The organism is Actinoplanes sp. HUAS TT8, assembly GCF_051380535.1.
In the GTDB taxonomy this organism is placed as follows: Bacteria; Actinomycetota; Actinomycetes; order Mycobacteriales; family Micromonosporaceae; genus Actinoplanes.
In genome coordinates, this window is the sequence record NZ_CP195646.1 from 9,386,849 (window position 1) to 9,413,210 (window position 26,362).

Genomic DNA, 26,362 nt, shown 5'->3' on the forward strand with positions numbered 1-26,362 from the left:
CCGGACGAGCAGCAGGAGGATGCCGAGCCCGCCGGCGACCGCGGCCGGGATCGTCATGGACTCGCCGCCCCGGCTCCCGGCGAACGCGCCCAGCCCGAACGCCACCAGCACGATCCCGAATGTCCTCACCCGCGTGATCGTAGCGACGTTCGTCGAACAATGCCCCTGTGCGGGGTTTGTGCAGGTCAACGGGGTGCGGCAGTAATAGTTGTCACTCGGGCAACGCCCTTGTCTTGATGATCATCGAAGGTTAGCTTCCTGGGGTTTGAAGATCATTAACCCCCCAAGGAAGTAATGTTCACCCTTCGTAAACTTGCCGCCACCATGGCCGCGGCCCTGGCCATGACCGCCGGGACGCTGACCGCCCTGTCGTCCCCGGCCGCGGCCGCCTCCACCGCCCCCAAACTCAGCGACTTCGTACTCCGGCCGGCCTCCCTGCCGTCGCCGTCGCTGCAGGAACGCGTCAACCGGCTCGACGCCGTACTCCCCAAACTCGGCGTCCAGAACATCCTGGCCCAGGCCAACCGCACCGGCGCCTGGGCGACCGGCTCCTCCACCGCGTGCAACGCCGCCACCGCCTTCCCCGGCAAAACGGTGCCCCCGGGCCGCCGATTCTGCTGGAACTCGGGCGACGCCACCACCGGCGAATGGACCCCGCAGGGCGTGACCACGGTCGCCGACGCCCAAGCCGACGAACTGTGGGGCACCAAGCAGGCCGTCCTGGTCTCCTGGTACCAGCCCGCCGACGCCGGCAAGAAAGGCGTCCGCATCTCGTTCATCGACACCGCGACCAACCAGTACCAGCACGTACTCCTGGTCTACCCGTACATCAACTCGGCCGGCGCCCCCACCTACGAGGCGGTCACCTCCCCGCAGTCGGGTGACGGCGGCAGCCTCCACGCCGGCGGCATCGTCTGGTCCGGCAACTACCTGTACGTCGCCGACACCACCCAGGGCGTCCGGGTCTTCGACATGCGCTACATCTTCGACATCAAATCGGCCGCCAACGGCGACGTCGACACCCAGAGCGCCGTCGGCTACTACGACGCCTACCCGGACGGCCAGTGGTACTCCAGCTACGGCTACCGCTACGTCATGCCGCAGGTCGACTGGCTGGTCAACGACGCCGGCGACGCCCCCAAAGACACCGGCGTGTGCAACTACGACGGCATCCCCAAGTTCTCGTTCCTCAGCGTCGACCGCGCCAACGGCCTGATCAGCGGCGAATACTGCACCAACTCCACCCAGTACGGCCGCGTCGCCAAGTGGCCGCTGGACAGCACCGGCAAACTCGTCCGCGACTCCGACGGCAAGGTCCGCGCCACCGCCGTCAACCGGCTGCCCGCCCGCTACATCCAGGGCGCCACGTCGTACAACGGAACCTGGTACCTCTCCCAGACCGGCGGCGGCGACACCGGCACGGCCCAGCTGCTGGAAGCCGGCTCCAGCGCCGGACTGCTCACCGTGACCAAAGCCCGGTGGGCCGGCATCGGATCGGAGGACCTCTCCGTCTGGCCGAGCAAGAAAGAGGTCTGGACGGTCACCGAGCATGCGGGCAAGCGCTTCGTCTACACGTGCCCGCTGACCGCCACGGCCACCGGCACCTTCTGCGGAGCCGGCGCCACGGTCCGCTGACCCCGTTGTTGAGCAACCGCCGCTGACCTGCTTCGCAACAGGTCAGCGGCGGTTTCGCTGTTCACCGGAGCGGAGGGCGTGGGATTCGAACCCACGATGAGTTTCCCCATACCGGTTTTCAAGACCGGCCGCTGCATCCTTCTGATCTGCTGAAACAGCGGCACCGTGGGGTGTGTCGTCGCACGATGGTCGCCGTCCCTCAGTTTCAGCCCTCCCCATGGAGAGCTGGCAGGAGGGGCACGGGGACGTTGATGTACGAGTGGCTCGCCTTCTGGTGTAGTCCTGAGCGCTAGGGGATTTCAGTGAGCGCAGACAGTAGTCGCTCGGGGACCCGTACCTTTGCAAGATCGATTACTTCGCGAAGTGGTGCCGCCAGTACAGACGTGTCTAGTGCCTCGTCTTTGAACGTTGGCCGTGTAATCCGTCGGTTCTGAGGCCGTTTCGGGCAGGCTGTTCCTCTCGCGTTGTGGTGTGGGAGGTGATGCCGGGTGGGACGACGCCCGGAAGTGTTCGTGCGGGCACTGTCGATGGCCGAAGGTCAACGGCTGCAGAAGATCACGCGGACTGCGAAAAACCCGGTCAAGCTGCGCCGGGCGATCGTCGTGCTGATGTCCGGCCAGGGCCAGCCGGCGCCGGACATCGCGTACCTGCTCAAGGCCACCGAGGACTACGTCCGCGACGTGATCCACGCGTTCAACGAGCGGGGGTTCGACGCGCTGGACCCAAAATGGAGAGGGGGCACACCGAACAAGATCAGTGAGCCGGTCCGCGACTGGATCTGCGTGATCGCCCGATGTGACCCCCGATTCCTGGGCCAGCCGTTCTCCTGCTGGTCGCTGTCGAAGCTGCGTGACTACCTGATCGAGAGCGGCCGGGTCGCCACGATCAGTATCGAGACGGTCCGGCGGATCCTGCACGAACGCGGCGTGACCTGGCAGCAGTCGAAGACGTGGAAGGCCAGCAACGACCCGGACTTCACCGCCAAGATGCGCCGGGTCCTCGACCTCTACGACCATCCACCGGCCGGCGGGCGGGTCGTCTGCGTCGATGAGTTCGGGCCGCTGAACCTGCAGCCCCGGCCGGGCAAAGCCTGGAAACCACCGGGCAAGCCGGTCCGGCTACGGGCGACTTACCACCGTGACCACGGGGTCCGGCACATGATCGCCAGCCTCGACCTGGCCACCGGGAAGATCCACTACCGGATCAGGGACCGGAAACGCTCGGGCGAGTTCCTCGCCTTCCTCAAGAGCCTGCGACGCCGCTGGCCAGGACAGACGCTGCACCTGATCCTGGACAACTTCTCCCCGCACAAGCATCCGACCGTCCGGGCCTGGTGCCAGGCCAACGACATCGACCTTGTCTTCCTGCCGACCTACAGCTCGTGGCTGAACTGGATCGAGGCCGAGTTCGCCGCCCTGCGCTACTTCGCCCTCAACGGCACCGACCACCGCACCCACGCCGAGCAGGACACGGCGATCGGTGACTACATCCGCTGGCACAACCAGCGAGCCCGTCCGAAAACCGGATACGCGACCGAGTCCAAGATCCGCCACCCGGATTACCCGTTCAAGGCCGCATGACGAGGCACTAGGTCGATTGCGCGGGTCCAGGCGGTCGGGTGATAGCGGACCAGCGAGGAAAGGCCGAGCAGCAAGGCCCACCAGAGCATCAGTGGGATCGGCGCGGGGCGGCCACCGACCGCCGGCAGAGCAATCCCGTGCACCTCGCCGTTCTGTTCCTCGGTGACCGAGAAGAGGCTGTCCAGCAGTCGCCAGTAGTCCTGGAGGAGCATCTGGTGGGGTGCGGGGACAGCGATATAGGCGAGGGGGCTCCACGGAGAGGCGTCGGCGTTGCGGATGACCGTGTCCGATCCGTCCGCGAATCGATCTCCCCAGGGTCCCATCTTGAGTGGGCGGGCGCTGGCCAGCGAGGGATAGCCCGCCATGACTTCTAGAACCTCAGCAGCGGTTTTCCCGGGTATGTCGATCTGTACGGTTGCTTCACCGCTGGTGGCGGTGAGTTGCGTGGCCAGATCGATGACCGGCCCGTCATAGCGGGGTAGCAGCCAACGGGACCCAAGTCGGCTTTCCAAGGGCCGTGCCCAACTTCCGAGCATCGCGGGGATAGGCACGCCAGCAAGGTCGGGATTAGCCGCCCACAGGGCCCCCAGTTCAGTGCAACTCGTGAGCGACGGCGAGCCGATAGTTGCGCATACGTCCTGAAAGCCGCCCGGCCTCGTGCTCTGCTGTCGCGGCGGACACATCCTCGACGTAAGCAGCCCGTCATCAGACGGCCGAAGGGTCAACCCGTGCGATGACACGGTTTCGCTGATGCTCGGCTTCCGCGCTTGAATGATGGCCTGGCCGGCCTGCTCGACCGCGTAGAACAGGGTGAGCGGGCTGGTCGCGTAGTCAGAGGCGCTTGCCGCAACGGCGAGGTCCTCGGCCTGGCGCAGCGCTGCTTTGAACAAGGCAGCCCGGTCGAGGTCAGCGGCGGCAAGCCCGGTGGGCTGGGCTCGTAGAGCGCGAATGTCGCGCCACGCTTCGGCGATCACCAGATGTTGATACCGTCAATTTCCGGCTGCGGAAAGCGGTATTGGGTGTCAAGGTGGCGAGACGGCCCGAGGACGTGCCTGTAGCCAACCTATAGAGATCATTTCGGTCCGATACGATTGAGCCCGTGAGCAGGCCAACGAAGCTGACCGCGGCACAGGTCTTTGTTGCCGGAGGTCTTCCGACCGTTACGTATAATCCGCGAGATCAGCTCGGCCTTGAGACTCAAGTGCGGGACTATCTCGAAGAGCGTAATCGTGTTCTGTCCGTCTTCGGCCCAACTAAGACCGGAAAGACCGTTCTCGTTAAAAATGTCCTGAAGGAAACCGAGGCTATCTGGACGTCGGGCGGCGCGATTAAGTCTCCTTCTGATCTTTGGAGCACGGTCGCGGCAGAGTTGGCGCCGATTATTTCCATTGAGGAATCCAGGCAGACCACGGATGGCTCAACTGGAACTCTGTCCGGCGAGACGCAAATTATCCCAGGAATTACGAAAGTAAGTGTTGCTGGGCAGATTGCAACGTCATCTACATCAGGGGATAAAGTCGTTCGGAGCAGGCCGACCGAAATCTCGGCGCGCCAGATGCTGCGAAGTCAAAGGTTGCCGCTCATTATCGATGACTTCCACTACATTGATCCTGCCGTTCAGATGGAGCTTGTGCGCTCTCTGAAAGATTTAGTTTTTGATGGCGTTCCGGTCATTGTTATCGCTGTTCCGCATCGAGCTTATGACGTTATGCGGGTCGAAAAGGAAATGACCGGCAGGGTGGAGCAGCTATCCATCGGTTTTTGGTCAAATTCTGAGCTTCGAGGGATCGCAGAGAAGGGTTTTAACGCCCTGCAGGTGGTCGACGAAGACGGCTTTATTGCGAGTAAGCTTGCTGAGGAAAGCTTCGCCAGTCCACACTTGATGCAAGACTTTTGCCTTCAGACGGTCAAGGGCAGCGGCTATCGAGAGAGGCAGGATCCTCCAGCTCCTCTCCATGAGCCTATGTGGGAAGCTTTTTTCAAGGAGCGCTCAATCTCGAACGCGTCAAAGACTGCGTTCGACATGCTTGTGCGCGGCCCCAGGCAGCGAACTGACCGTAAATCTCGCGCATTGAAGAATGGCCTTACGGTCGACATTTATGGTGCCGTATTGATGGCCATGGGTCACACGGGTCCGCTCACGAGCATTAGCTATGAGCAGCTTCGCGCCGCAATGCGGGAAATTGCTTCTGCGGAAGACGCCCCATCAGGTCAGGAAATCACCAGAATTCTGGGCGAGATGACGAAGATCGCGCGAGAACTTGAGGGCGAGCCGGTCGTCGATTACGACGCGGGCCTCACAACTCTCCATATCTCGGATCCGTACTTCGCATTCTTCTTGCGTTGGCGTGCAGCCGAGGATCTTGCTGCGCGTGAGGAACTCACTAAGACGGATTTTGGTGGCTCGGGCGCGGAATCCTTGCCGGATGGGCCGACGGATATTCAGCCGAGCGAAAGTCAGTCGGCTAGTAGTAACGTGGTGGAGAGTAAGAGTAAGGGTGCTGCTGGTGTCCAGGACGGGAAGCTGCCGCGAAAACTGAAAAAGCTAAAACGCAGGCGATGAGATTTAAGAAAAGCACTCCAGCCATCCGATGAAGCTCGGTGCTTCGATATCGGAGCGGCATTCGGGGCCTCAAATTGCGGATTCTGGCTTTCTGAGGCGGAGGTGCAGCGACCCGGGTTTGGACTCGGATCGCTGCACACCACGGCCGGAAAACTCAACTTAGAGCGAGGGGATTTCCACGTATCCGTCGCAGACATCCTCGTTTAGCGGGTTGATAGGCAGGCCGGTTGCGGTGACGAAGGCTCGCAGCGAGGCGGATAGGGCCGGGACCATCGGGTCCTCGACGAACAGGAAGCCGTAGTCGCCCATCGTTTCGGCGAGGACGGTGGCCATCGCGTCGTAGTCCAGGGTCGGCGGCCGGTTTTCGGTGGTGGTGGTCATGGGTCACTCCTTTGGGGTTGGCGGACCGGCGGGGGTGCCGGACAGTCAGGGCTGACTCCCGCGACGGGAGGCACCCCTGGCCGCCGGCGCGGTGCCGGGCTGGCCTTCCGGAGGCCGTCTTTCTGGACGAAGATCGACCGGCGCTCGACGGCGTCGCCGGCCGAGTTGAGTTCGTAGCCGTCGATCCATAGCCAGCCGGCGTACGTCGTCCGGTCGTGCAGCCGGATCACCCGGAACAGGATTGGCGTTGCGAACTGGACGCTGGCCCGTCGTCCGACGAGCAACACATCACCGGTGCGCGGCACCATCCGGGCCACCTCTTCTCTGGGCGGGATTCCGATCGATGAATTCGTCCGGCTGCTCGATTCCGTGTTCGTTGGGTGGGTCCTGGGTCAACGCGGTGCCGTTGTGGAACTGGGTCTGTTTCACGTATGCCTCCTAGGTCAGCGATCAGCGGGACTCATTCGATTCCTGTTCATGCTTGTTCAAGGTTGTCTTTGAACGTCTAAATACGTAGTTGCTGTTATCTGGTCGATGTTGGTCATTTAGCTTGATTGCGTGATCGAACCGGACGGGCCTGTTCCGCCCTACCGCCAGCTCGCCGAGATCCTTGCCGAGCGGATTCAGCGTGCGGAGTGGCAGCCGAATCGGCCCATCCCGAGCGAGTTGCAACTCGTCCAGGAATTCGGCGTGGCCCGGGGGACGGTCCGCCGAGCCGTTGCGGTTCTCCGGGAGCAGGGCCTGGTCTTCACCGTGCCCCACCGCGGAACGTACGTTGCACCCTCGTCGCCTGATCCGGATCAGGGCTGAGCGTGCAACGCGACGTGCCGCCCGTGTGGCCGGCTTAGCTGGTCTCGTCCAAGACCCACTGCACGTACGCGGGATTGCCGTCGAACGTCATTGCGGCGACGCACGGCACCTCGTACGGATGCTCGCGGTTCGTCCGCTCGATGATCTGAGGTACGAGGCTGCGTCGCGTGTGCAGCGCAACCCGGGCTTCCTGTTTGTCGAAGATCTGGCCCTGCCATCGGTAGATGGATCGGATCGGCGTGATGTTGTGGCCGGCTGCGGCGAGCCGGTCATCGACCAGGCGGCGGGTGAACTCGGCGAGCCACTCGGCGTCGGGCGCGGTGATGATGACCTCGCAGACCTCCTCACTCACGCTGGGGTTTCCTGCCCGCGAAGGCTGGCGATCGTGTCGCGCGCTTCCTCCTCCGTGCGAGCCATACCGCCGAACCCAGTGACGATCTTTCCGTCATGACTGAGGCCGACCCAGCGGCCTTCGAGTCGTTGCCCGTGCGGGTGCAGCACGAAGTAGAACGTGCCCTTGGACCGGACCGATCCGTCATCAGCGACGTACCAGCCCATCAAGATCTCGTTGTCCCAGACGCGCAGCTCACCGCGCCAGTGGTAGCCGCCGTCCTCCACCTCGATCCCACGCGTGGTGGTCTGAAGATTGATCAGGTCGCCCTGCTGGCGAAGCTGCACTTCCTGCGCGGTGATGACCTCTTCCGAGTCCTTGAACGTCTGCCAGGATGCCCACCAGTCGCCGGACAGGTTCACCTTGTGGCTCGGGATGCCGGCTAGCTCGCCGACCGAGATCTTGAGTGCGTTCGCGATTGCCACCGCGACGGAGAGCACTGGTTGCTGCTCGCCCGCCTCGTAGCGTCTGATCTGCCGTTTGTCCACGCCGGCGGCTGCCGCGAGGTCCGTCTGAGACATGCCCAGCTCGGCTCGCCGCTGTCGCAGCACGTCTGCCATCTCCATGTCCTCAATCGTGCGGGGACGAATCAGTCCCCGCAAGGAGACTCCTCAGTCCGTCTTGAGGACGGATTAGTCCTTGACATAGGGACTCATGAGTCTCCATGCCTTGGGGGACCTAAACGTCCTCTTCGGAGGACTTAGAGGTCACATCCGTGTCTTGTCGCTGCGTGGGACAGCTGTCGCTGCCTCGCCGGCGCCCCATCCCGGAGGACATCTCGTGAGCAGGCTTCACCACCAGAATGGCGACGAGCCGTCGGTAGAGGAACTGGACGCGATCGAGGCCGAGTGGCCGCTGATCGCTGCCGAGTTGGACGTACTGGACGCCGAGATCGCCTTGATCGTTGCGGCTGAGAAGGGCGGGCCGTCCGAGTTGGACTGGAGGCGCTTGCGCCGGGCCGAGGCCCGGACGCTTGCCGTCGCCGCCGAGCTGGCGTCGCGTCCCACCGTGCTGAAGGCGGTGGCGTGATGATCCCCGAGAACCTGAGCGCCCTGGTCGAGCGGCGAGAGGTGATGCTCGCTGGCCTTGTGGTCGCGGTGGCCTTCCTGGTGTGGGTGGCCCGGCGCGTCCGGAAGATCGCCCGCAGCGAGCGGCCGGACGACGCGCTGTCGAACGTCGTGATGATGATCGGCCTCGGCTGGTCCTCGGAGGCGGTGTGGGAGATCGCCCAAAACCGGCTGCACTTCCCGCTGGGCCTGACGCTGCTGCTGTTCTTCGTGTTCGAGGCGCTGCTGTCGCTGGCGATGATCCGCGCTAAGCGGCACATGCGGGACTTCGGCTGGCCCGGCCGGTTCGGCGCGACCGCGTGGACGGTTGCCGTAGCGATGTCCGGTATCGCTGGCATCGCCTCGCACTCGCTGGCCGAAACGGCGCTACGGATGTTGATTCCGCTGTTGGTCACCAAGCAGTGGTGGGACGGCCTGGTCGGCGGTGCGGCGAAACGGCCGGCGGACGCGTCAACCTGGCGGTGGACGCCGCGTCGACTGCTGCTGGCGATCGGCGCGGTGGAGCCCGGCGAGCGGGACGTGCAGACCGTGCACCGCGAGCGGCTGACTCAGCAGATGACCATGCTCTATCACCGGATTAACCACGGCTCACCTCGGCTGCGTCGCCGCCGCACGGCTCGGCTCGCCCGGTTGAGTCTGACCGCCGACGATTCGATCATCGGCGAGGTGCGACAGCGTGGCGACCGCGCGCTCTGGTTCCATACCGCCTCCCCCGCGACGGTCGTGCCGACCCCGCCGGTCACGAAGACACCCGCGAAACGCGTCATGCCGCGTCCCGTGTCGGCCGAGAAGGTCGCCAAGGCGATCGCCAAGATGCCTGCCGCTCCGGTCTCGGAAATCGCTGCGAAGGCGGGCGTCTCTGTCTCGACCGCGCGCCGTCACCTCGCGGTTCTCCGCGTCACCGACGCGTCACGATCCGGGCCGCTTCCTGCGGAAACTCCCGCCCAGAACGTCGCTTAGCTCCGCCCGGCGGCACGGCCACCTACCGCCAAGCAGACGCCGTGCCGCCGGTCTTCTACCCATCAGTCCCGAAGAACTTCCGAGGGAGACCTCAATGTTCTCGCACCGCCGACTCACCTTGCACACCGATCTGGGCACGACCAACAAGACGGAGGTCCGGGCGTGAGCACGCAACTGGACGACTTCGAGTGGGAAGACGCCGCGATGGAAGCCGCGCTCGCCGATGGCGAGGCCGAGGTTCTGGATCTGGACAAGGCTCGGGCGCGGAAAACCGATCCCGGTTCGGCTATGCCCCGGCCGTTCGCCGGTGACGATGACGACGCCGAAACGATCGATGACACTCCCGCCACCGATGCTGGCCCGGTCGACATGGCGGAGGACATCCCGGCCGAGATTTTGGTGCGCCGGCGCGAGCGCCGGCCGATCCTGGCGGACTGGGCGCGGTCCTGGCGCGGCTTCAAGGCTGCGGTGCGGCACCAGGTCAAGGACGCCGGTTACGTGCTGGCCTACCACGCAGTCCGGTCGCCGAAGTACGCGGCGAAAACGGCGCTGTGGGCACCGGTCGGGCTGTTCCGCGGAATCGGACAGGCGTTGCACTGGGCCACCGCCGAGGAGGGGAACTGGCACCTCCGGCAGGCTGCGGCACAGCGTGGCGAGGCCGACGTTTGGCTCAAGCTCGATGCGCGCCGACAGCGCCAGTCCTCGTGGCGCTGGTGGGTCCTCGCCTTCTTCGCTGCGGCGATCGTGGCCGGCTCGATCACGCTGTACATGGGCCCGCTCTGGTGGAGCATCGCGGCCGGCGCGGTTGCTGTGCCGTTCCTGGCCACTCGCGGTCGGCCGGCGGACAAGCCGCTGACCGACCGGGTCACCGAAGGCACCCGCTACCGCAAGCTCACCGCCGAGCTGGTGCGTCGGGCGCTGACCTCCGTACAGATCGGTGCGATCAACTCCGCAGTGGGCAAGGATCCGAAGGCGATCAGCTTCCCGATGGACATCCACCGCGACGGTCCCGGGCACCTCGCGATCGTGGATCTGCCGCACGGTGTCGAGGCGTCCGAGGTGATCGCCCGGCGCGGCCGGCTGGCCTCGGCGATGCGCCTTCCGCTGGATCAGGTCTGGCCGGAGACCGCGCCGGGACACACCGGCCGGCTGGCGTTGTGGGTCGGCTACGAGCCCGCGTCGCAGATGAAACAGCCGACCTGGCCGCTACTGTCCGAGTCCGCGAAGGTCGACCTGTTCAAGCCGTTCGCGTTCGCCACCACGCCCCGGTTGGACACCGTGGCCGTGGACATGATGTTCCGCAACTTCCTGTTCGGCGGCCAGCCCGGCTCCGGCAAGACGTTCGCGCTGCGTGACCTGCTCCTGGCCGCGAGCCTGGACGCGCGGGCCGAAATCCGAGGCTACGAACTCAAGGGCGTCGGCGACTTCGCGGTCCTCGAACCGGTCATGGCCGAGTACGGCAACGGCTTCGATGACGAAACCCTGGCCAAGTGCTTCGGGTTCATCGAGTGGCTGTACGAGGAAGCCCGCCGCCGGTCGAAGCGGATTGAGCACTACGCCCGGATGGGCAAGGCCCCGGAGAACAAGGTCACGCCCGAGCTGGCCAGCTTGAAGGGCTCGGGGCTGCACCCGCTCGTGGCCTGGTTCGATGAGCTGCAAGAGCTGATGACCAGCAAATACGGCAAGGAAGCCGGCGAGATCCTGGAGAAGGTCATCAAGCTCGGCCGGGCGCTCGGGATCATCATCCTGATCGGCACGCAGATCCCGGACAAAGACAGCCTGCCGACCGGCATCACCCGCAACGTCAACTCCCGGTTCTGTCTCAGCGTTGCTGACCAGACCGCGAACGACATGATCCTCGGCACCTCGGCCTACAAGAACGGCTACCGGGCAACGGTGTTCCGGCCGGTCGACGAGGCCGGCTGGGGCATCCTGCGCGGCTTCGGCCCCGGCGCGGCCGCCGTTCGCTCCTTCTATGTGGACACGATCGCCGCCACTCGGATCGTGGTCCGCGCGGTCGCGCTGCGGATGGCCGCTGGCAATGTCCCGACTTTCCCGGCTGAGCGCGAGGTCGGCCCGACGCACAGCGTGCTCGACGACCTGGCGCGGGTGTGGCCGGCGGGCGAGAAATCGGCATGGAACGAGACCCTGTGCGCCAGCCTGGCCGAGTTGCGGCCGGACGTGTACGGCGGCTGGGAGGCCGCGCAGTTGACCGCTGCGCTCAAGCCGCACCCCGCGATCAAGGTCGCCGACGTCGGCCGGCGCATCGACGGCAAGCCGGTCACCCGTCGCGGGATCAAGCACACCGATCTCCTGTCCGCAATCGCGGAACGTGACCGCAAGCGCTCCAAGGACTGACTGCCCGAGGCTGCTAGCGCTAGCGGCATCCCCTGCTAGCGCTAGCACTCCCGCTAGCACCTGATCAAGATCCTGAGCTGCCACCTAGCGGATAGCAGCCCACGGTCCCGTGCACCCAAAAACCGGCCCGGGAGGCTGTTTTGAACCCCCAGTTCACTGCCGCTATCGGCTTGTTCCTGGCACTACTCACCGTCACTCTCGGCTACGCATTTGCTTGCTGGGTCTGGCCGTTCAAGGCATGCCGCAAGTGCCTCGGCGACGGCAAGCGTCGCTCGCCGTCCGGCCGCGCGTTCCGACTGTGCCGCCGCTGCGACGGCACCGGCCGCAGCCTGCGGGCCGGCCGTTGGATCTACAACCAGTTCGCCCGTCGCCACCGGGACGCCCGATGAGCGCGCACTTCCACCGAGACGCGACCCCACACACCGACTGGTGCGTCCGTGACCACACCTGCGGCCTTGCCGAGCATCGCGGCAGGCCGATCATCGTCGCCCCGGAGGCCGGCGGTCGGGCCATCGTCACCCGAGTCCATGCTGGCGACCGCGAGTACGCGGCGATCACCCTGCGGGTGCCGCTGCACCGCAGTGCCAGCGTCGCCGCCGCGCAGCTCGGCGAGGTGCTGAGTGGGATCCGCAACCTGCTCGCGGCGGTCGCCGCCCTGCGACCCGGCGCTCTGGGCTCTCGGCCGGATCAGAGGGCGCTCGGCCGCCGGTCGGCCTAGTCCATGCCCGCTGAACTGACGAGAGAGGGGATTTGTCTCATGGCTTCTGCCGGTTACGACCAGGCGGCAGAGCAGGCAGTCATCGGGGCTGTGCTGCTCGCTCCGAACCTAATGGGCGAACTCGCGGCGATCCTGTCGCCGGACGACTTCGGCCGCCCTGCACATGGTGTGCTGTGGCAGGCGATGTGCTCGATGCACGCGGCTGGCACTCCGACGGACCCGATCACCGTCGCCACGCGGCTCGCCGAGAACAAGGACCTCAACAAGGTCGGCGGCGCTCCGTACATCCACACCCTGTTGGAGGCTGTGCCGACCTCCGCGAACGCTGGGCACTACGCGGGCATCGTCGCCGACCTCGCGAAGCGACGGAAGGTCGCGGACCTCGGAAACCAGCTCTCCCGGCTCGCCGCCTCCGGCGCCAACGTGGCCGAGCTGGTGGCTACCGGCCGCGCGATGCTCGACGACGCGGACGTTCCGGGCGGGTGGCCGGCACTGATCCCGCTCGGACGTGGCCGGCATCTGCCCACGTTCCCGGCCGACCTTCTACCCGGCTGGCTGGCCGAGCATGTCCGGGCGGTCGCCGAGTTCACCCAGACCCCGGCCGATCTCGCGGGGAGCCTCGCTCTGGCGTGCCTTTCAACTGCGGCCGGCGGCCGGGCGGAGGTGGAGGTACGCGGATCCTGGCGCGAACCGACCAACCTCTACACCGTGGTGGTCCTACCGCCCGGCTCCCGCAAGTCCGCGGTATTCGCCGCGATGGTCGCGCCGATCCTCGCTGCGGAGAAGGCGATGATCGAGCGAACGGCACCCGCGATCATCGAGGCCGAGCTAGCCGCCAAAGTCGCTGGCAAGGCCGCCGAGAAGGCCTCGATCGCCGCAGCGAACGCGGACGGATCCGGGCGCGACACGGCCATCGCGGAAGCGACCGCCGCCGCGATGAACGCAGAGGCGATCACCGTTCCGGTCAAACCTCGGCTGGTCGCCGATGACGTCACCAGCGAAACCGCCGCATCCCTACTCGCCGAGCAGGGCGGCCGGCTTGCTGTTCTCTCACCGGAAGGAGGAATCTTCGCGACCATCGCCGGCCGCTACTCCGGCACGCCCAACCTGGAAGTGTTCCTAAAGGGACACGCCGGCGACCTGATGCGCGTCGACCGGCGATCCCGCGAAGCCGAGCACGTCGACAAACCGGCGCTCACGATGGGACTCGCGGTACAGCCCGAGATCCTGCGCGACATCGCCGGGATGCCCGGTTTCCGCGGACTCGGTCTGCTCGCCCGAATCCTGTTCGCGGTTCCGGAGAACACTGTCGGTCGACGCAGGATCGGGACCGATCCGATCCCGACCGAGGTGGCGGCCGCCTATCAGGCCAACCTGCATTCGCTGGTGCTTTCGCTGGCCGGCTGGACCGACCCGGCCGTCCTGGTGCTCGCCACTGAGGCCAACGAGCGGGTGCTGGACATCGAGCGCCAGGTGGAACCGCGCCTTGCGCCGGGTGGGGCGTGGGCGCACATCGTCGATTGGGGCAGCAAGTACACCGGGGCGGTAGTCCGTATCGCCGGCCTGCTCCACCTCGCCGAGAATCCGAACGCGGGATGGCCCGGCACGATCACGGCCGAGACCCTGGATCGCGCCGCGCGGATCGGGGAGTTCTACGCCGCTCACGCCCTGGGCGCGTTTGACGACATGGGTGCCGATGTCGCGACCCGTAACGCCCGGCACGTGCTCGCTTGGATCGAGCGCACCGGCACCACCGCCCTGACCAAGCGGGAGCTGTTCCGGGCCGTGCAGTGCGCGCAGATCAAGACCATGGCGGACCTTGATCCGGCGCTGGCCGTGCTGGAGGCGCACGGCTATCTCCGGCCGCTTGATCCACCTGCGCCGAAGCGGACGGGCGGCCGGCCGCCGTCGCCGAGCTATCTCGTGCATCCCGAGGTCCATCGGCCGGCAGCGACCGTGCACCAGATCGGCGCACGGCGCGCCTCGTAGACGGCCTGACAGAACCGACAGAACTGACACAACCCAGCCCCGACAGAGGTTCTGTCGGTTCTGTCAGCCCCCAGCTTCAGACATCTCCTAAGAGGATCTGCCAAGGGAGGCCGGAACCCGTTGGCCAGCGACTTTCTCACCCTCGATGAATTCCTCGCCCTGATGGCTGTCCCGCGATCGACGTTCTTCCGCTGGAAGGCCATCGGGCTCGCCCCGCGCCACTACAAGATGCCGAACCGCCAGATCCGCATGCGACGCACCGATTTCGAGTCCTGGCTGTCTGCCCGAGAGGAACCGCAAGCAGCATGAAGACCAGCTTCGACGTCAAGATCTGGGCCATCCAGGAGCACCAGGGCAAGGATCGGAAGACCGGCAAGCCGCGCAGCACCTACCGAGTTCGTTGGGTGGTGGCGGGCCACGTCTTCGGCGAGAGCTTCAAGACGCGGGCACTCGCCGAGAGTCAGTGGGCGAAGCTGCTGACCGCTCAACGGCAAGGCGTAGCGTTCGACGAGGCAAGCGGCCTGCCCGAGCCGATGGCTCGCGAGCGCAACAGCCGATCTTGGTACGACCACGCGATCGCCTTCGTCGACATGAAGTGGCCGCGCGCCGCTGCAAAGCAGCGCATGAGCATCGCTGAGGCTCTGGCGAACGTGACCCCTGCCTTGCTCAAGACGGAGCGCGGCGTGCCGACGGAGACGGCAATCCGTCGCGCCCTGTACGGGTACTCCTTCAACAAGGCGCGGCGTGACGCCAGCCCGCCGCCGGACGATCTCGCGCCCGCTGTCCGATGGCTCGCCGTCAACACGGTCAGCCTGAACGACCTGCAAGACGCTGCCGTCGTGCGGAAGGCACTCGACGCGCTTTCGCTTCGGCTGGACGGCAAGCAGGCTGCGGCAACGACCATCGCTCGGAAGCGCGCGGTCTTCTACGGGGCGCTCCGGTACGCGGTGGAGCTTCGGTTGCTGCCGGCGCACCCGATGGCGAACGTCCAGTGGATCACGCCGAAGTCGGATGACGAGGTGGACCGGCGCTCCGTGGTCAACCCGGGGCAGGCGCTTCACCTGCTCGCTGTGGTGGCCGAGCGGCATCCCCGCCTGGTCGCGTTCTTCGCGCTGCTCTACTACGCCGCGCTCCGGCCGGCGGAGGCCCTACATCTGCGGATCGAGGATTGCGAGCTGCCCGAGGAGGGATGGGGGATGCTCCGGCTGTCCGGCTCTACTCAGCACGTCGGAGAGGGATGGGGCGACGACAGCAAGGCGGTCCGGGAGGACCGGGAGTTGAAGCACCGGGCGAAGACGGCCGTTCGTCCCGTGCCCGCACCGCCGCCGCTGGTCCGGGCGCTTCGCTGGCACATCGCCGCGAACGGGAACACCTCGGAGGGCCGGCTGTTCGTCACCCAGGGGTATGGGCATGGCCCAGTGTCGAAGGAGACCTACTCGCGGGTGTGGCGGGCCGCAAGGCGGCACGGTCTGACAACGGCCCAGCAGCGCACGCCGCTGGCGAAGCGACCGTATGACCTCCGACACGCGGCAGTCTCGCTGTGGCTCAACGAGGGTGTGCCGGCCACCCAGGTCGCCGAGTGGGCCGGGCATAGCGTGCATGTCCTGTTGAAGGTCTACGCGAAGTGCATCGAGGGCCAGGACGAGGCGGCCCGTCGCCGCATCGAAGCCGCGTTGAACAGGGCAAACGACCAGGCTGCCTGACGTCGTTCGTTGTCGCGTATTTGTCGCGGCGAGCGAGATCGAGCGGTCGTGAGTGAGATCGAGTGAGACTCAAGGTCTAACACAGGGAACCCCCGCCGTCCTGCGTTCGTGCAGGTCGGCGGGGGTTTTAACAGCTTGCGATCAAGCGGAGGGCGTGGGATTCGAACCCACGATGAGTTTCCCCATACCGGTTTTCAAGACCGGCGCCATCGGCCACTAGGCGAGCCCTCCCGCAGTGCCGCTCCAGTCTGCCAGATGCCCAACGGATGCTGTCGCTTGTGTCGTACCCGTGAGGCATTGTCGGGGGATGTACGCGATCGTGATCGAGGACAAGCAGTTGCGCTGGGCCGAGGTTCCGGATCCGGAGCCGGCCGCCGGGGAGGTCGTGGTCGACGTCACCGCGGCCGCGGTCAACCGGGCTGACCTGCTGCAACGCCAGGGGCATTATCCGCCTCCGCCGGGTGCGCCGGCCTATCCGGGGCTGGAGTGTTCCGGCGTGATCAGCGTGGTCGGGCCGGGTGTCGAGGGCCGTCATGTGGGCGAGCGGGTCTGTGCGCTGCTGGCCGGTGGCGGTTATGCGGAGCGGGTCGCGGTGCCGGCCGGGCAGCTGTTGCCGGTGCCGGCCGGGTTGTCGCTGGTCGAGGCGGCGGCGCTGCCGGAGGTGGCGTGCACGGTGTGGTCCAACGTGGTGGCGCATGATCGGCTGCGGTCGGGTGAGACGTTCCTGGTGCATGGTGGCGGCAGCGGGATCGGTACTTTCGCCGTCCAGTTGGGCCGGGCGCTCGGTGCGCGGGTGCTGGTCACTGCGCGTGCGGCGAAGCACGAGCGGCTGCGTGCTCTCGGGGCTGATGTGACGATCGATTATTCGGACCAGGATTTTGTACGGGTGGTGCACGACGTCACCGATGGCCGGGGCGCCGACGTGGTGCTGGACATCGTCGGCGCGACGTATCTGGCCCGCAACATCGAGGTGCTCGCGCCGAACGGCCGGATCTCGGTGATCGGTTTCCAGGGTGGCACCCGCGCCGAGTTGGATCTGGGTGCCTTGATGGCCAAGCGCGGCACCATCTCGTCGACCTCGTTGCGTGCCCGTCCGCTGGCCGACAAGGCGCGGATTGTCGCCGGTGTGCGTGATCAGGTCTGGCCGTTGGTCGCCGCAGGTGTGGTGAAGCCGGTGATCCACGCCACACTGCCGTTGGCCGAGGCGGCCGAGGCGCAGCGGGTGATGGAGTCGAGTGATCACCTCGGAAAGATCGTGCTGCTGCGCTGATCACTCGATCGGGGGAATATCCGGCCGATGATATGACCGATAAAGTCCTTTTTGCGGAGTGTCGCGGCCGTGTCCGGCCGTGGCGAACCCAGCATGGACGGACAGCGCGTCCGATCCTCGGGTGCGCCCCGGATCCGTTCCCTGGGGGACACCGTGACGTACACACCGCACCGTGCCACGCCGATTCGGGTGCTCGATCCGGACGACGACGGTGTGGACGAGTGGGCGCTGCGCTGGCGGGCGCGCATCTGGGTGGGCGGCGGCCTTCTCGTCGCCCTGTCCCTGATCGCGTTCGGGATCTGGGCGGTGGCGACGGCCGACCGTCCGAGCGGCGGTCCGGTGGTGATCCGGGGCCTGCCGCCGGCCGACGCCGGGGACGCCACGCCCGGCGGGTTCGGCCTTCGGGTGAAGAGCGTTCGCTGCGGTGTTTCCGCGATCGGCCCGGACGGATTGGAGCAGCGCGCCGAGGGGCAGTTCTGCCTTCTCGCCGTGCGGGTCACCAACAACGGCCGTGAGCCGGAGCTTTTCGACAGCTCCGCGCAACGCGTCTACGACACCGAGGGTGGAGCCTACGCCGTCGCCGCGGAGGCTGCGGTATTTCTGAACGATGACAGTCCGACCTTACTCGACGAGATCCGTCCGGGCGCCTCGGTGAACGGCGTGCTGCCGTTCGACGTTCCGAAGAATTCCCAGCTCAGCGAGCTTTCGCTGCGCGGTTCGGGATCCACGCCGGGGATCCGCATGTCGCTGCCGTCCGCCGAGCAGTAGCGACGCTTTATCTGTTCGAGATCGGGGGGACAATTATCTGAATCCAGCCACGCCGTAATTCAAGGTGTGTTGGCATGGTCCACGGAATACACAAAGTTGTCCGGGTTCCCATTGCCCTCCTTCGACGGCGGCAATAGCGTGGGAGAGCAGGTTCACCCGCGCTGATGATGGGATTCGCGTGAGTGCCCCGGGCCTATTTCGGAGGCAACACTGCACGGTCCGTCCACCCGCCGGGTGCTGACCGCGGGCGCGCTCGCGCTCGCCGTCATCGCGCCGGCCGTAGACCCCGCTGAGCACGCCACGGAGGCTTTCCGAGCTCCGCAGGCCTCGCCGGCGAATCCGGAGCCACCGGCCTTGCGAGCCGGGACCAACGCCGCGGACCTTGCGACCCGCGCCGTCCCGGGCGGCTTCGACGAAAACATGATCCAGAAGCGCCAGCTGGCCTCGTCGCGAGCGACGCGGGCGATGCAGCGCCGGGCCTCGGCGGTCCGGCCCGCTCCGCTCGCCCCGCTGGGGGTGCGTCCGGCGTCGGGACTACGGCGTTCGGCGCCGCGCCCCGCGCTCCGGGTGGCGCCCCAGCGCCTCGAGAGGGTCGTTCAGCGACGGGAGGCGGTACGCGAGTACCGGGCGTCCCAGCGGCGCGTGGTGATCGCTCAGCGGCGAACCACGGTGTCGCACGGGGGCATGCTCCGCAAGTCCGTACGGCGGACCGTGGAGCGCCCGCTGCGGGTGCTGAGCGGCGGGCAGATGGGAGCGGTGCTCGCGTACGCCCGTTCGCAGCTCGGCAAGCGCTACGTCACCGGCGGCGAGGGCCGGGGCGGGTTCGACTGTTCGGGGCTGACCCGGCAGGCGTACGCCCGGGCCGGGATGCGACTGCCGCACTCGTCCCGCGCGCAGGCGGCCCGGGCCCGGACGATCCCGCGTGGCGAGGCGCGACCGGGCGATCTGGTCGTCGGGCCGGGGCACGTGGGCATCTACATGGGCCGCGGCATGATGATCGACGCCGGGAACCACCGGACGGGCGTGGTTTACCGCCGGCTGTACCAGGGTCTCAAAGTGAAGCGGATCCGCTGAGTGGCGAAAAGTGGTCCAGCCGGCACCCGTCAGGACGAGTGCCGGCTGGCTTGGACCGATCACGACTGGGCGCGGGGATCTCGGCCGCACGCACCCGGTCGGATGTCTGACAGAAGCATCGCCGAGCATCGCGATGACGGTGCGCACCACCTGTGCGTTTACCCGGACGAGTGACGGGAGCACGCAATACCGGCGAAAGACGCCCGACACTTCCGGCGGTTAGTCTCGGCTCAGGTGGAAAAGCCGGATCAGCTGAGCCACTTCGCCGGAGGACCAGATGAGTCTTGACCGAGCCCTGGCCCCCGATCCGTACGATCTTCTGCCGCGGGTCCCGTCGTTCACGGTGACCAGCGCGGATGTGACGGACGGGCAGCCGCTTGACGAGTTGCACGCGCACACGAGCGTCGGCGGGAAGAATCTGTCCCCGCAGTTGTCCTGGTCCGGGTTCCCGGCCGAGACGCACGGGTTCGCGGTCACCTGCTTCGATCCGGACGCCCCAACCGGCAGCGGTTTCTGGCACTGGGTGCTCGTCAACCTGCCGCTCGACGTGACCGATCTTGATCGTGGTGCCGACCCGCTGCCCGACGGCGCGTTCTGCATCCGCAACGACTACGGCGACGACGGCTACGGTGGCGCCGCACCACCGCCCGGCGACCGCCCGCATCGCTATGTCTTCGCCGTCCACGCGATCGACGTGGACGCGCTTGAGGTCCCGCCGGACGCGACGCCCGCCTGGGTCGGCTTCAACCTGGCTTTCCACACCCTGGCCCGGGCCACGATCCGGCCGACGTTCCGGGTTCCCGGCTGAAAACTCGCCAGGTCCGCTGAAACGCAGAGGCGGCGGCCGGGTCGGCCACCGCCTCGATTGCTTCGGTACGGCGTCAGCGGAGCGTCCTGCGAGAGCTCAGCGGGCGTCGGTGCGCGTCAGGGGTCGTACTTTCCGGGTCAGTCGGGCCGATCGCTCACTGGGGGGTGCGAGCGACGGCGAAGACCGACTGGCCGAACGGCGGGCGGACCACACGCTCGGCGGCCTTGGTCAGCGGGAGCACGAGCGAGTCGTACACCTTCACCATCGGCCCCTCCTTGGGCGCCAGCTTGAAGATGCTGGTCGCGCCGTAGTAGCCGATCAGGCCCAGCGCGTTCGCGTAGTGCAGCTTCTCCATCTCGAGGCCGGCCTCGGCGAACGCGGCACCCAGCGTCTTCTTCGTGTACCGCCGGATGTGGCCGGTGGCGATGTCGACCTGGCTCATCGCGAACATGAACGCCGGCACGATGATGATCACGCGGCCGCCGGGGCGGACCAGGTCACGCATGCTGCGCAGCGCACCCACGTGGTCCTCGATGTGCTCGAGCACGTTGTACGAGACGGCGGCGCTGTACTGCCCGTTGGCGTCCTGCGCCGGGAGCAGCATCTGCCGCACCTCGATGTTCGAGTGGCCGGCCATCCGCTCCTTGAGCAGGACCAGGCGGTCGGGGTCGGCCTCGGTCGCGGTGAACCGCGGGAGGTGCTCGGCCCACTCGAGCGCATAGTCCCCGAGGCCGCTGCCGATCTCGATGGGGTTGTCCCCGAGGTATGGGAGAGCGAGCTCGACGAACCACCGGCGGTGGTTCACGGCCGTGGCGAGGCCTTCGAGCACTTCGGACTGGATCCGCTGGTCTCCAGTGATGTCTGCCATAGGTGAGGTTCCCTCATCTTGCCGATCCGAGCTGACAGCAGGACCGGTGAAGTTAACCATCTACGGCCGCTATCCGAAAGTTGACCGCTGCTGCCTCCCGATTTTTTGGCCTGATTGATACATAGCCGGTTGGGGTATGAGGGGCGGTTACGCGTTGCTCCCAGCTTCCTCTGAGGTTGATCCATGGACACGCGGAAAACACGCGTACATATCGGCTCTATCACGCTGCGCCCGCGCAACGCGGAACTCTTCGCCACCTCGGTTAGGCTCGCCGATGCTATGACGATTACGGGTTATGACTCGACGGGCCAGACGGCCGGTGAGAACGTTCTGCCGCCCCGCCAAGTGACCGCTGCCGAGGACCTGGACGCCGAGCTGCGCGCACTTGAGGGCGGCATCGGAACGGTCGCTCCGACCTCACCCGCGCCGACCAGGGAAACGACGGATGAGCAGGCCACGGCGCCTGCGCGGCGTCGTCCTCTGTGGCGCCGGGTGACCTGGCGGGACGTTCTCGCCATAGCTAGTTTCCTGGCCGTTGCGCTCTTCGTCACGGCACCGTTGTGGCTCAATCTTGATCATGAGTTACGCGATGATCCGCAGGATCAGGCTTTCTTCGAGTGGATGCTGGCGCACGGTGCCCGAGTGCTCACGGATGGCGTATATCCGTTCTTCTCGGATCGCATGAATTACCCCGATGGGGTGAACATGATGGCCAACACCTCGGTGTTGGCCGTTTCGTTGCCACTGACGCCCATCACTCTTCTGTTCGGTCCTCATGTGTCGTTCAACGTATTTCTTACCGGCGCATTGGCATTAACTGGTGCGTCGTGGTATTTGGTCCTGTCACGCCGCGTGGTCGCCTCACGACTCGCCGCATGGGTCGGGGCCCTGTTCGCCACGTTCGCGCCGAGCATGATCGCCCACGCCGCCGGCCACCCGAACATCGTCTCCCAGTTCCTGGTCCCGCTGATCATCTGGCGGACCCTGGAGCTGCGCGTCCCCGGCCGGGCCGTCCGCAACGGCCTTCTGCTGGGCGGCCTGCTGATCTGGCAGGCGTTCATCAACCTCGAGATCCTCTTCATGACCGCGGTCGGTCTCGGGGTCTTCTGCCTGGTGATGGCCCTGGTCAGGCGCAAGCGGCACCGTGGTGAGGCGCTCGCGTTCGTGCGCGGGCTGACCATCGCCGCCGCGATCGCGGGTGCCGCGCTGGCCTACCCGTTGACCGTGCAGTTCTTCGGCCCGCAGTCGTACCAGGGCCTGTCCGTTTATGTTCGGAGCTTCGGCGCGGATCTCGGCTCGTTCACCGCGTACTCGACGCACTCGGTCGCCGGTAACCCCCGGGTGCCGCTCACGCTGGCCCAGAACCCGTCGGAGCAGAACGCGTTCTTCGGCTGGGGCCTGATCATCCTCTTCTTCGGGCTGATCCTCTGGCTGCGGCGCAGCGCGGCCGTTTTGACCCTCGGGTTCCTGGCTCTGTTCTTTGGTGCGATGTCGCTCGGACCGCGTATTTACCTAGACGGTAAGGACACCGGCGTTCCGGGCATCTGGTCATTTCTCCACCACCTCCCGGTGCTGAACTCGGCCGTGCCGACCCGCTGGGCGATGGCGATCGCCCCGGTCGTCGGCATCCTCCTGGCCCTCGGCTGCCAGCGCGCGGCCGACCTGGTCCGCACCCAGCCGCACACCCGCGGGCCGATCCGCGTCGCGATGATCACCGCGGTGGCGATGGCGCTGGTGCCGCTCGTCCCGGTCCAGCTGGCCTCGAAGAAGATGGCCCCGGTCCCGGAGTTCGTCACCTCGGGCGCCTGGCGGCAGTACGTGGACGACGAGCACACCGTCGTCACCCTCCCGCTGCCGGACAGCTCGTACCCGGACCCGCTGCGCTGGAGCGCCTACACCGAGCAGGACATGCGGATCGCCGGGGCGTACGCGCTGCTCCCCACCCAGAATCCGCAGGAGCCGGCCGACCGCACGGCCGCGTTCGCGCCGCCGTGGCGCCCGACCAGCGGCCTGATCGCCTCGATCCGGCAGGGCAACCCCACGCCCGAGGTGACCGACGCGCGCCGCGAGATGACCCTCGCCGACCTGCGCTTCTGGAAGGCCGGCGTGGTCGTGCTGACCCCGCAGACCCGCGACATCGAGATGCTGCGCACCATGTCCGACCTGCTGGGCTTCCGCCCCACCTGGACCGGCGGCGTCTGGATGTGGGACGTCCGCAGCCTGGTCGACAACCCCGACGCCACCGTCACCCCCGACGCCAACAGCTGACCCGACCCGCGTCCACCGAGCCCAACCCCAACACCCCCGACCCAAGCCGGCCGCGCACCCCCAATCCGCCTCCCGGCCCCCACCCGCGTCGGCCCAGCCACCCGCGTCGGCCCAGCCACCCGCGTCGGCCCAGCCACCCGCGTCGGCCCAGCCACCCGCGTCGGCCCAGCCACCCGCGTCGGCCCAGCCACCCGCTCGGCTCGGTCTCGCCCACCGGGCGTGGCCCGGCTCGATCTGGGCGGTCCGCGCGCGCAAGCCAGCTGGTCCTCAGGGCTGTCTCAAGGCCCTTGAGACAGCCCTGAGCACCAGCCGGCGGGGGTGAGTCGCGTCTGGGGCTTGAGTGGGGGTGGGTCGCGGCGTTCGGGTTCGGGGCTTTCGGCGACCGGTTTTGAACAATCCGGCGGGGCCCGACGTCGTCGCGCGGGGCTGGGGGCGGGGCTTTCATGGACGTACGTCGGCAATTTGGGTTTGATCTTTGGCGGCCGTGACCGGAAGGCCGCCGGAAGGTCACGGAAACCGCGTTGATCAGGGAATGTTGGATTGTGGCCGCGGTGCGGCCGTAATCCGATAAACGGCAAACGTGCGGGTCAGGGCTTGATGCAGCAGCCGGGGCAGAGCTTCGGCGTCGGCAGTGTGAAAGCCAGGCAGCACGTCTTGCGCTGCACGTCGAAGCCGCCGTTGCGGGCCGGGACCAGGTCGATCAGGTCGCGGATGCCGAGCGCGCCGAGCAGCCGGTCGATCGACTCGGCCGAGGAGCCGGGGGTGATGTCGGCCGAGCGGAGGACGCCGTAGGCGATCCCGGACGCCAGCGACCCCAGCAGTGGGCGTTTGCCCAGGCGGACGCGGGTGTGGACGGCGTCCAGCAGCGGTGTCAGGTGCTCGTCGAGCAGGGCCCGGCGGAACTCGACGACGAGCGCCTCCTCGTCCGGGACGACGACCGCGTCGGGGTGGCCGCTGATCGCCAGCGGGTCGTTGGGCAGGACGGCGACCGGGATTCCGGGCCGCACACCGAGCGTGATCATGACGGCCGGGTTGTTGAAGCTCGTCACTACATTACTGGCGGTGATCAGCGGAACCCGTCGGGCCGAGACCCAGCCGAGGACCGCGGGGAGCGCCAGCCAGTAGGTGTAGGCCTTCCAGGCCAGCGCCGCGGCGGCGTGCGGCTGCGCGTTCCAGCGGCGGCCGGCCGACTCCAGCAGGGTGGTCAGCGACGGGCCCGCGAGGTCGCTGGCGGGGGCCCATCCGGCCTGGTCGGGGACGATCAGGCCGTGCGCCAGCGAGGGGGCTTGAAAGCCGCCGAACATCGCTTCGAGGGTGTGGGTCACGGGGGCCAGCGGGTGCGGACCGGTGAGTTCCAGGGTGACGGTCACACGTTCACCAGCTTCTCCACCTCACCGCTTTCGGGCAGTGCTCCAAGGCGACCGAGAGTACTCGGTTAAGGGTAGCCTAACCAAGCCGGTACCTGGGATTTTCCGGGCGAATACCCTCTGCAATGGTTACCTGACGTAGCGTTGTTCGGCTGCCGGTTTTGTCAAGATACCTGTCGGCAACGCGCTACTAGCCCCATCCGGACACCCGATGCCGGTGACACTGAGAGTGCCGTCGCGAAGGGGACATCCGTGATGACCACCTCGCCCATTGAACGGGCCGCAGATCAGTTCGTTACGGCGCTTGCGCAATGGCGGGTCGAGCGCGGAATGACCAAGAAGCAGCTCGCTGCGCGCATGGGCTTCGATCCCTCCTACGTCAGCCATGTCGAGGGGCGCCGCCACAAGCCGACCGAGGACTTCGCCCGCCGGGCCGAGGCGGTGCTGGGGGCCGGCGGTGCGATCTGGCAGCGCTTCCAGGAGTACGACGAGCTCCGGCACGCCCGCGGGGTGATGCACCGGGATCCACCGGTGCCCGCCCAATGGCTGCCACCCGGCGCCGGCCTGGTGGTGGAGAGCGAGGTCGCCGAGCTGGCCTACATCGGCGGCGCCTACCGCTGCCGGGTGCGCCGTTCCCTCTACAACGCCGGCACCGAGGCGGTCACCCGGTACCTCGTGAAGATCGCCGTCGACCGCTACCCGAACGACCCGTCCGGCTCCAACCGGCACCACCGCGAGCACCCGCTGACGTTCGACGAGATGGACGTCCACGCGATGGCCGGCGACGGCGAGGCCGCCGAGTCGATGAAGTGGCGGGTCAAGCTCGACCGGGACGCGGCCAAGGAACTGTGGCTGCTGTTCGCGAACGAGCGCGGCCAATTCCCGCTCTACCCCGGAGAGCGGACCCGGATCGAGTACGCGTACACGGTCGGTGAAGAGAAGTGGGGCCAATGGTTCCAGCGCGCCGTGCGGCTGCCCACCCGCTCCCTCACCGTGCGCCTGAACTTCCCGGAACGCTTCGAGCCCCAGGTGTGGGGGGTCGAGGTGTCCCTGAACGCGGAAGTCCCGGTGCGCAGTCCCCTGGAACGCCGCAACGAGGGAGGTCGCGCCATTTTCGAGTGGTCCACCGATCAGCCTTTGTTGAATGCCCGGTACCGCCTGGAATGGCGGTTCCGTGGCACCGACGCGCCGCAGTTCGACGATCTCGCGCCACCCGAGCCGGCGCTGCCCCGGGCATCGCACCGGATGCGTGGCATCGGGATCATCCAGCGCGGCTCCGACCTGCTCCGGCAACGGGCCCGCCACTTCCAGCTGCCCCGGGAGGCGCCGGCCGCCCGGGAGACGGTCACCCGCCTGCTCAGCTCCCTCGCTCAGCTTGAGGACCTGCACGAGTTCAGCAAGGGGGTGGGGCTGGCGGCGCCGCAGATCGGGATCCCGGTGGCGGCCGCCGTGGTCCGCCCGCCGGAACGCGAGATCGAACCGGTCGTGCTGCTCAACCCCCGGATTGTCGGCGAGTCATCGGACGGCGACGAGCAGTACGAGGGCTGTCTCTCCTTCTTCGACTACCGCGGTCTGGTCGCGAGGCCCCTGCGGATCGAGGTCGAGCACGCGCGATTCGACGGCGCCCGGGTGGTGACCGTCTTCGAGCGGGCCATGGCCCGGCTGGTCGGACACGAGATCGACCATCTGGAGGGCCGGTTGTACGTGGACCGGATGGAGTCCGACGCCAAGCTGGTCCCGATCGCGCAATACCAGCAGACCGGCCGCCCCTGGGACTACTGAGC

At 67.1% G+C, this 26,362-nt stretch carries 24 protein-coding genes and 2 tRNA genes; 17 read left to right on the forward strand and 9 right to left on the reverse strand.

From position 1 onward, the window contains the following. The first annotated feature begins 294 nt into the window (after nucleotides 1-294). The gene (locus ACSHV8_RS41795; protein ID WP_436525316.1) at nucleotides 295-1,635 is read left to right on the forward strand and encodes a hypothetical protein; all 1,341 of its coding nucleotides are present in this window, start codon (nucleotides 295-297) and stop codon (nucleotides 1,633-1,635) included. 73 nt (nucleotides 1,636-1,708) lie between these two features. Here ACSHV8_RS41795 and ACSHV8_RS41800 read toward each other — a convergent pair. Then, a tRNA-Ser gene (locus ACSHV8_RS41800) sits at nucleotides 1,709-1,797 on the reverse strand. A 326-nt stretch (nucleotides 1,798-2,123) separates the two neighbouring features. On the opposite strand from ACSHV8_RS41800, the gene ACSHV8_RS41805 reads away from it, so the two are divergent. Next, a complete protein-coding gene (locus ACSHV8_RS41805; RefSeq protein WP_436525318.1) occupies nucleotides 2,124-3,215 on the forward strand; it encodes an IS630 family transposase in 1,092 nt (363 codons plus the stop codon). On the opposite strand, the gene ACSHV8_RS41810 is transcribed toward ACSHV8_RS41805, so the two are convergent. Beyond that, nucleotides 3,194-4,189 carry a YaaC family protein gene (locus tag ACSHV8_RS41810; protein WP_436525320.1) on the reverse strand — a complete coding sequence of 332 codons (996 nt, stop codon included), beginning with the start codon at nucleotides 4,187-4,189 and terminating at the stop codon, nucleotides 3,194-3,196. The genes ACSHV8_RS41805 and ACSHV8_RS41810 overlap by 22 nt on opposite strands. Nucleotides 4,190-4,314: 125 nt before the next feature. Between ACSHV8_RS41810 and ACSHV8_RS41815 the strand changes: the two genes are divergently transcribed. Next, the gene (locus ACSHV8_RS41815; RefSeq protein ID WP_436525322.1) at nucleotides 4,315-5,778 is read left to right on the forward strand and encodes a hypothetical protein; all 1,464 of its coding nucleotides are present in this window, start codon (nucleotides 4,315-4,317) and stop codon (nucleotides 5,776-5,778) included. A gap of 159 nt (nucleotides 5,779-5,937) precedes the next feature. Here ACSHV8_RS41815 and ACSHV8_RS41820 read toward each other — a convergent pair whose 3' ends face one another. Together ACSHV8_RS41820 and ACSHV8_RS41825 are read right to left on the reverse strand one after the other, a co-directional pair. Beyond that, nucleotides 5,938-6,159, reverse strand: a complete 222-nt coding sequence (locus ACSHV8_RS41820; RefSeq protein ID WP_436525324.1) for a hypothetical protein — start codon at nucleotides 6,157-6,159, stop codon at nucleotides 5,938-5,940. Continuing rightward, on the reverse strand, nucleotides 6,156-6,467 hold the full coding sequence (locus ACSHV8_RS41825) for a hypothetical protein (protein ID WP_436525326.1): 312 nt from the start codon (nucleotides 6,465-6,467) through the stop codon (nucleotides 6,156-6,158). Before ACSHV8_RS41825 ends, ACSHV8_RS41820 begins: the two co-directional genes overlap by 4 nt. A 250-nt stretch (nucleotides 6,468-6,717) precedes the next feature. Here ACSHV8_RS41825 and ACSHV8_RS41830 point away from each other — a divergent pair, with 250 nt between their 5' ends. Next, nucleotides 6,718-6,969 (forward strand): GntR family transcriptional regulator, encoded by a 252-nt coding sequence (locus tag ACSHV8_RS41830; protein ID WP_436525328.1) that lies wholly within the window; start codon nucleotides 6,718-6,720, stop codon nucleotides 6,967-6,969. Nucleotides 6,970-7,003: 34 nt separating this feature from the next. On the opposite strand, the gene cutA is transcribed toward ACSHV8_RS41830, so the two are convergent. After that, nucleotides 7,004-7,321 (reverse strand): divalent-cation tolerance protein CutA, encoded by a 318-nt coding sequence (gene cutA / locus ACSHV8_RS41835; RefSeq protein WP_436525330.1) that lies wholly within the window; start codon nucleotides 7,319-7,321, stop codon nucleotides 7,004-7,006. Next, on the reverse strand, nucleotides 7,318-7,926 hold the full coding sequence (locus ACSHV8_RS41840; protein WP_436525332.1) for a helix-turn-helix transcriptional regulator: 609 nt from the start codon (nucleotides 7,924-7,926) through the stop codon (nucleotides 7,318-7,320). The genes cutA and ACSHV8_RS41840 overlap by 4 nt, the downstream gene beginning before the upstream one ends. A 214-nt stretch (nucleotides 7,927-8,140) precedes the next feature. Here ACSHV8_RS41840 and ACSHV8_RS41845 point away from each other — a divergent pair, with 214 nt between their 5' ends. The 7 genes from ACSHV8_RS41845 to ACSHV8_RS41875 all read left to right on the forward strand — a co-directional run bounded on the left by ACSHV8_RS41845 (nucleotide 8,141) and on the right by ACSHV8_RS41875 (nucleotide 16,155). Beyond that, entirely contained in the window at nucleotides 8,141-8,389 is a 249-nt protein-coding gene (locus ACSHV8_RS41845) for a DUF6284 family protein (protein ID WP_436525334.1), read from the forward strand. After that, complete coding sequence (locus tag ACSHV8_RS41850; RefSeq protein WP_436537174.1) at nucleotides 8,389-9,387, forward strand: hypothetical protein; 999 nt, start codon at nucleotides 8,389-8,391, stop codon at nucleotides 9,385-9,387. The genes ACSHV8_RS41845 and ACSHV8_RS41850 overlap by 1 nt, the downstream gene beginning before the upstream one ends. A gap of 204 nt (nucleotides 9,388-9,591) precedes the next feature. After that, the gene (locus tag ACSHV8_RS41855) at nucleotides 9,592-11,745 is read left to right on the forward strand and encodes a cell division protein FtsK (protein ID WP_436537176.1); all 2,154 of its coding nucleotides are present in this window, start codon (nucleotides 9,592-9,594) and stop codon (nucleotides 11,743-11,745) included. 385 nt (nucleotides 11,746-12,130) lie between these two features. After that, on the forward strand, nucleotides 12,131-12,463 hold the full coding sequence (locus ACSHV8_RS41860) for a hypothetical protein (RefSeq protein ID WP_436525335.1): 333 nt from the start codon (nucleotides 12,131-12,133) through the stop codon (nucleotides 12,461-12,463). A gap of 39 nt (nucleotides 12,464-12,502) precedes the next feature. Then, on the forward strand, nucleotides 12,503-14,452 hold the full coding sequence (locus tag ACSHV8_RS41865; RefSeq protein ID WP_436525337.1) for a DUF3987 domain-containing protein: 1,950 nt from the start codon (nucleotides 12,503-12,505) through the stop codon (nucleotides 14,450-14,452). 120 nt (nucleotides 14,453-14,572) lie between these two features. Then, nucleotides 14,573-14,761, forward strand: coding sequence for a helix-turn-helix transcriptional regulator (locus ACSHV8_RS41870; RefSeq protein ID WP_436525338.1), 189 nt, complete (start codon nucleotides 14,573-14,575; stop codon nucleotides 14,759-14,761). Then, on the forward strand, nucleotides 14,758-16,155 hold the full coding sequence (locus ACSHV8_RS41875) for a tyrosine-type recombinase/integrase (protein ID WP_436525339.1): 1,398 nt from the start codon (nucleotides 14,758-14,760) through the stop codon (nucleotides 16,153-16,155). The genes ACSHV8_RS41870 and ACSHV8_RS41875 overlap by 4 nt, the downstream gene beginning before the upstream one ends. A 146-nt stretch (nucleotides 16,156-16,301) precedes the next feature. On the opposite strand, the gene ACSHV8_RS41880 is transcribed toward ACSHV8_RS41875, so the two are convergent. Next, nucleotides 16,302-16,386, reverse strand: a tRNA-Ser gene (locus tag ACSHV8_RS41880). A 76-nt stretch (nucleotides 16,387-16,462) separates the two neighbouring features. Between ACSHV8_RS41880 and ACSHV8_RS41885 the strand changes: the two genes are divergently transcribed. The 4 genes from ACSHV8_RS41885 (at nucleotide 16,463) to ACSHV8_RS41900 (ending at nucleotide 20,075) form a co-directional block, all read left to right on the forward strand. Then, on the forward strand, nucleotides 16,463-17,425 hold the full coding sequence (locus tag ACSHV8_RS41885; protein WP_436525341.1) for an NAD(P)H-quinone oxidoreductase: 963 nt from the start codon (nucleotides 16,463-16,465) through the stop codon (nucleotides 17,423-17,425). Nucleotides 17,426-17,578: 153 nt separating this feature from the next. Beyond that, nucleotides 17,579-18,193, forward strand: coding sequence for a DUF4352 domain-containing protein (locus tag ACSHV8_RS41890; protein ID WP_436525343.1), 615 nt, complete (start codon nucleotides 17,579-17,581; stop codon nucleotides 18,191-18,193). Between the two features lie 684 nt (nucleotides 18,194-18,877). Then, nucleotides 18,878-19,267 (forward strand): C40 family peptidase, encoded by a 390-nt coding sequence (locus ACSHV8_RS41895; protein WP_436525345.1) that lies wholly within the window; start codon nucleotides 18,878-18,880, stop codon nucleotides 19,265-19,267. 277 nt (nucleotides 19,268-19,544) lie between these two features. Then, entirely contained in the window at nucleotides 19,545-20,075 is a 531-nt protein-coding gene (locus tag ACSHV8_RS41900) for a YbhB/YbcL family Raf kinase inhibitor-like protein (RefSeq protein ID WP_436525347.1), read from the forward strand. 154 nt (nucleotides 20,076-20,229) lie between these two features. Here ACSHV8_RS41900 and ACSHV8_RS41905 read toward each other — a convergent pair whose 3' ends face one another. After that, nucleotides 20,230-20,943 (reverse strand): class I SAM-dependent methyltransferase, encoded by a 714-nt coding sequence (locus ACSHV8_RS41905; protein WP_436525349.1) that lies wholly within the window; start codon nucleotides 20,941-20,943, stop codon nucleotides 20,230-20,232. A 279-nt stretch (nucleotides 20,944-21,222) separates the two neighbouring features. Here ACSHV8_RS41905 and ACSHV8_RS41910 point away from each other — a divergent pair, with 279 nt between their 5' ends. After that, a complete protein-coding gene (locus tag ACSHV8_RS41910; protein ID WP_436537178.1) occupies nucleotides 21,223-23,211 on the forward strand; it encodes a hypothetical protein in 1,989 nt (662 codons plus the stop codon). A 587-nt stretch (nucleotides 23,212-23,798) separates the two neighbouring features. Here the strand turns inward: ACSHV8_RS41910 and ACSHV8_RS41915 are convergent. Further along, on the reverse strand, nucleotides 23,799-24,515 hold the full coding sequence (locus ACSHV8_RS41915) for a hypothetical protein (RefSeq protein WP_436537180.1): 717 nt from the start codon (nucleotides 24,513-24,515) through the stop codon (nucleotides 23,799-23,801). A gap of 318 nt (nucleotides 24,516-24,833) precedes the next feature. On the opposite strand from ACSHV8_RS41915, the gene ACSHV8_RS41920 reads away from it, so the two are divergent. Next, nucleotides 24,834-26,360, forward strand: coding sequence for a peptide deformylase (locus ACSHV8_RS41920; RefSeq protein WP_436525351.1), 1,527 nt, complete (start codon nucleotides 24,834-24,836; stop codon nucleotides 26,358-26,360). Nucleotides 26,361-26,362 lie beyond the last annotated feature (2 nt).

What these genes read in the sequence shown, in the direction of transcription:
- ACSHV8_RS41885 (WP_436525341.1), top strand. Translation starts at nt 16,463, where the DNA reads ATGTACGCGATCGTGATCGAGGACAAGCAGTTGCGCTGGGCCGAGGTT.
- ACSHV8_RS41865 (WP_436525337.1), top strand. Translation starts at nt 12,503, where the DNA reads ATGGCTTCTGCCGGTTACGACCAGGCGGCAGAGCAGGCAGTCATCGGG.
- ACSHV8_RS41905 (WP_436525349.1), bottom strand. Translation starts at nt 20,943, where the DNA reads ATGGCAGACATCACTGGAGACCAGCGGATCCAGTCCGAAGTGCTCGAA.
- ACSHV8_RS41910 (WP_436537178.1), top strand. Translation starts at nt 21,223, where the DNA reads ATGACGATTACGGGTTATGACTCGACGGGCCAGACGGCCGGTGAGAAC.
- ACSHV8_RS41820 (WP_436525324.1), bottom strand. Translation starts at nt 6,159, where the DNA reads ATGACCACCACCACCGAAAACCGGCCGCCGACCCTGGACTACGACGCG.
- ACSHV8_RS41855 (WP_436537176.1), top strand. Translation starts at nt 9,592, where the DNA reads ATGGAAGCCGCGCTCGCCGATGGCGAGGCCGAGGTTCTGGATCTGGAC.
- ACSHV8_RS41900 (WP_436525347.1), top strand. Translation starts at nt 19,545, where the DNA reads ATGAGTCTTGACCGAGCCCTGGCCCCCGATCCGTACGATCTTCTGCCG.
- ACSHV8_RS41915 (WP_436537180.1), bottom strand. Translation starts at nt 24,515, where the DNA reads ATGTTCGGCGGCTTTCAAGCCCCCTCGCTGGCGCACGGCCTGATCGTC.
- ACSHV8_RS41840 (WP_436525332.1), bottom strand. Translation starts at nt 7,926, where the DNA reads ATGGAGATGGCAGACGTGCTGCGACAGCGGCGAGCCGAGCTGGGCATG.
- ACSHV8_RS41825 (WP_436525326.1), bottom strand. Translation starts at nt 6,467, where the DNA reads ATGGTGCCGCGCACCGGTGATGTGTTGCTCGTCGGACGACGGGCCAGC.
- ACSHV8_RS41875 (WP_436525339.1), top strand. Translation starts at nt 14,758, where the DNA reads ATGAAGACCAGCTTCGACGTCAAGATCTGGGCCATCCAGGAGCACCAG.
- ACSHV8_RS41920 (WP_436525351.1), top strand. Translation starts at nt 24,834, where the DNA reads ATGACCACCTCGCCCATTGAACGGGCCGCAGATCAGTTCGTTACGGCG.
- ACSHV8_RS41795 (WP_436525316.1), top strand. Translation starts at nt 295, where the DNA reads ATGTTCACCCTTCGTAAACTTGCCGCCACCATGGCCGCGGCCCTGGCC.
- ACSHV8_RS41895 (WP_436525345.1), top strand. Translation starts at nt 18,878, where the DNA reads ATGCTCCGCAAGTCCGTACGGCGGACCGTGGAGCGCCCGCTGCGGGTG.
- ACSHV8_RS41860 (WP_436525335.1), top strand. Translation starts at nt 12,131, where the DNA reads ATGAGCGCGCACTTCCACCGAGACGCGACCCCACACACCGACTGGTGC.
- ACSHV8_RS41850 (WP_436537174.1), top strand. Translation starts at nt 8,389, where the DNA reads ATGATCCCCGAGAACCTGAGCGCCCTGGTCGAGCGGCGAGAGGTGATG.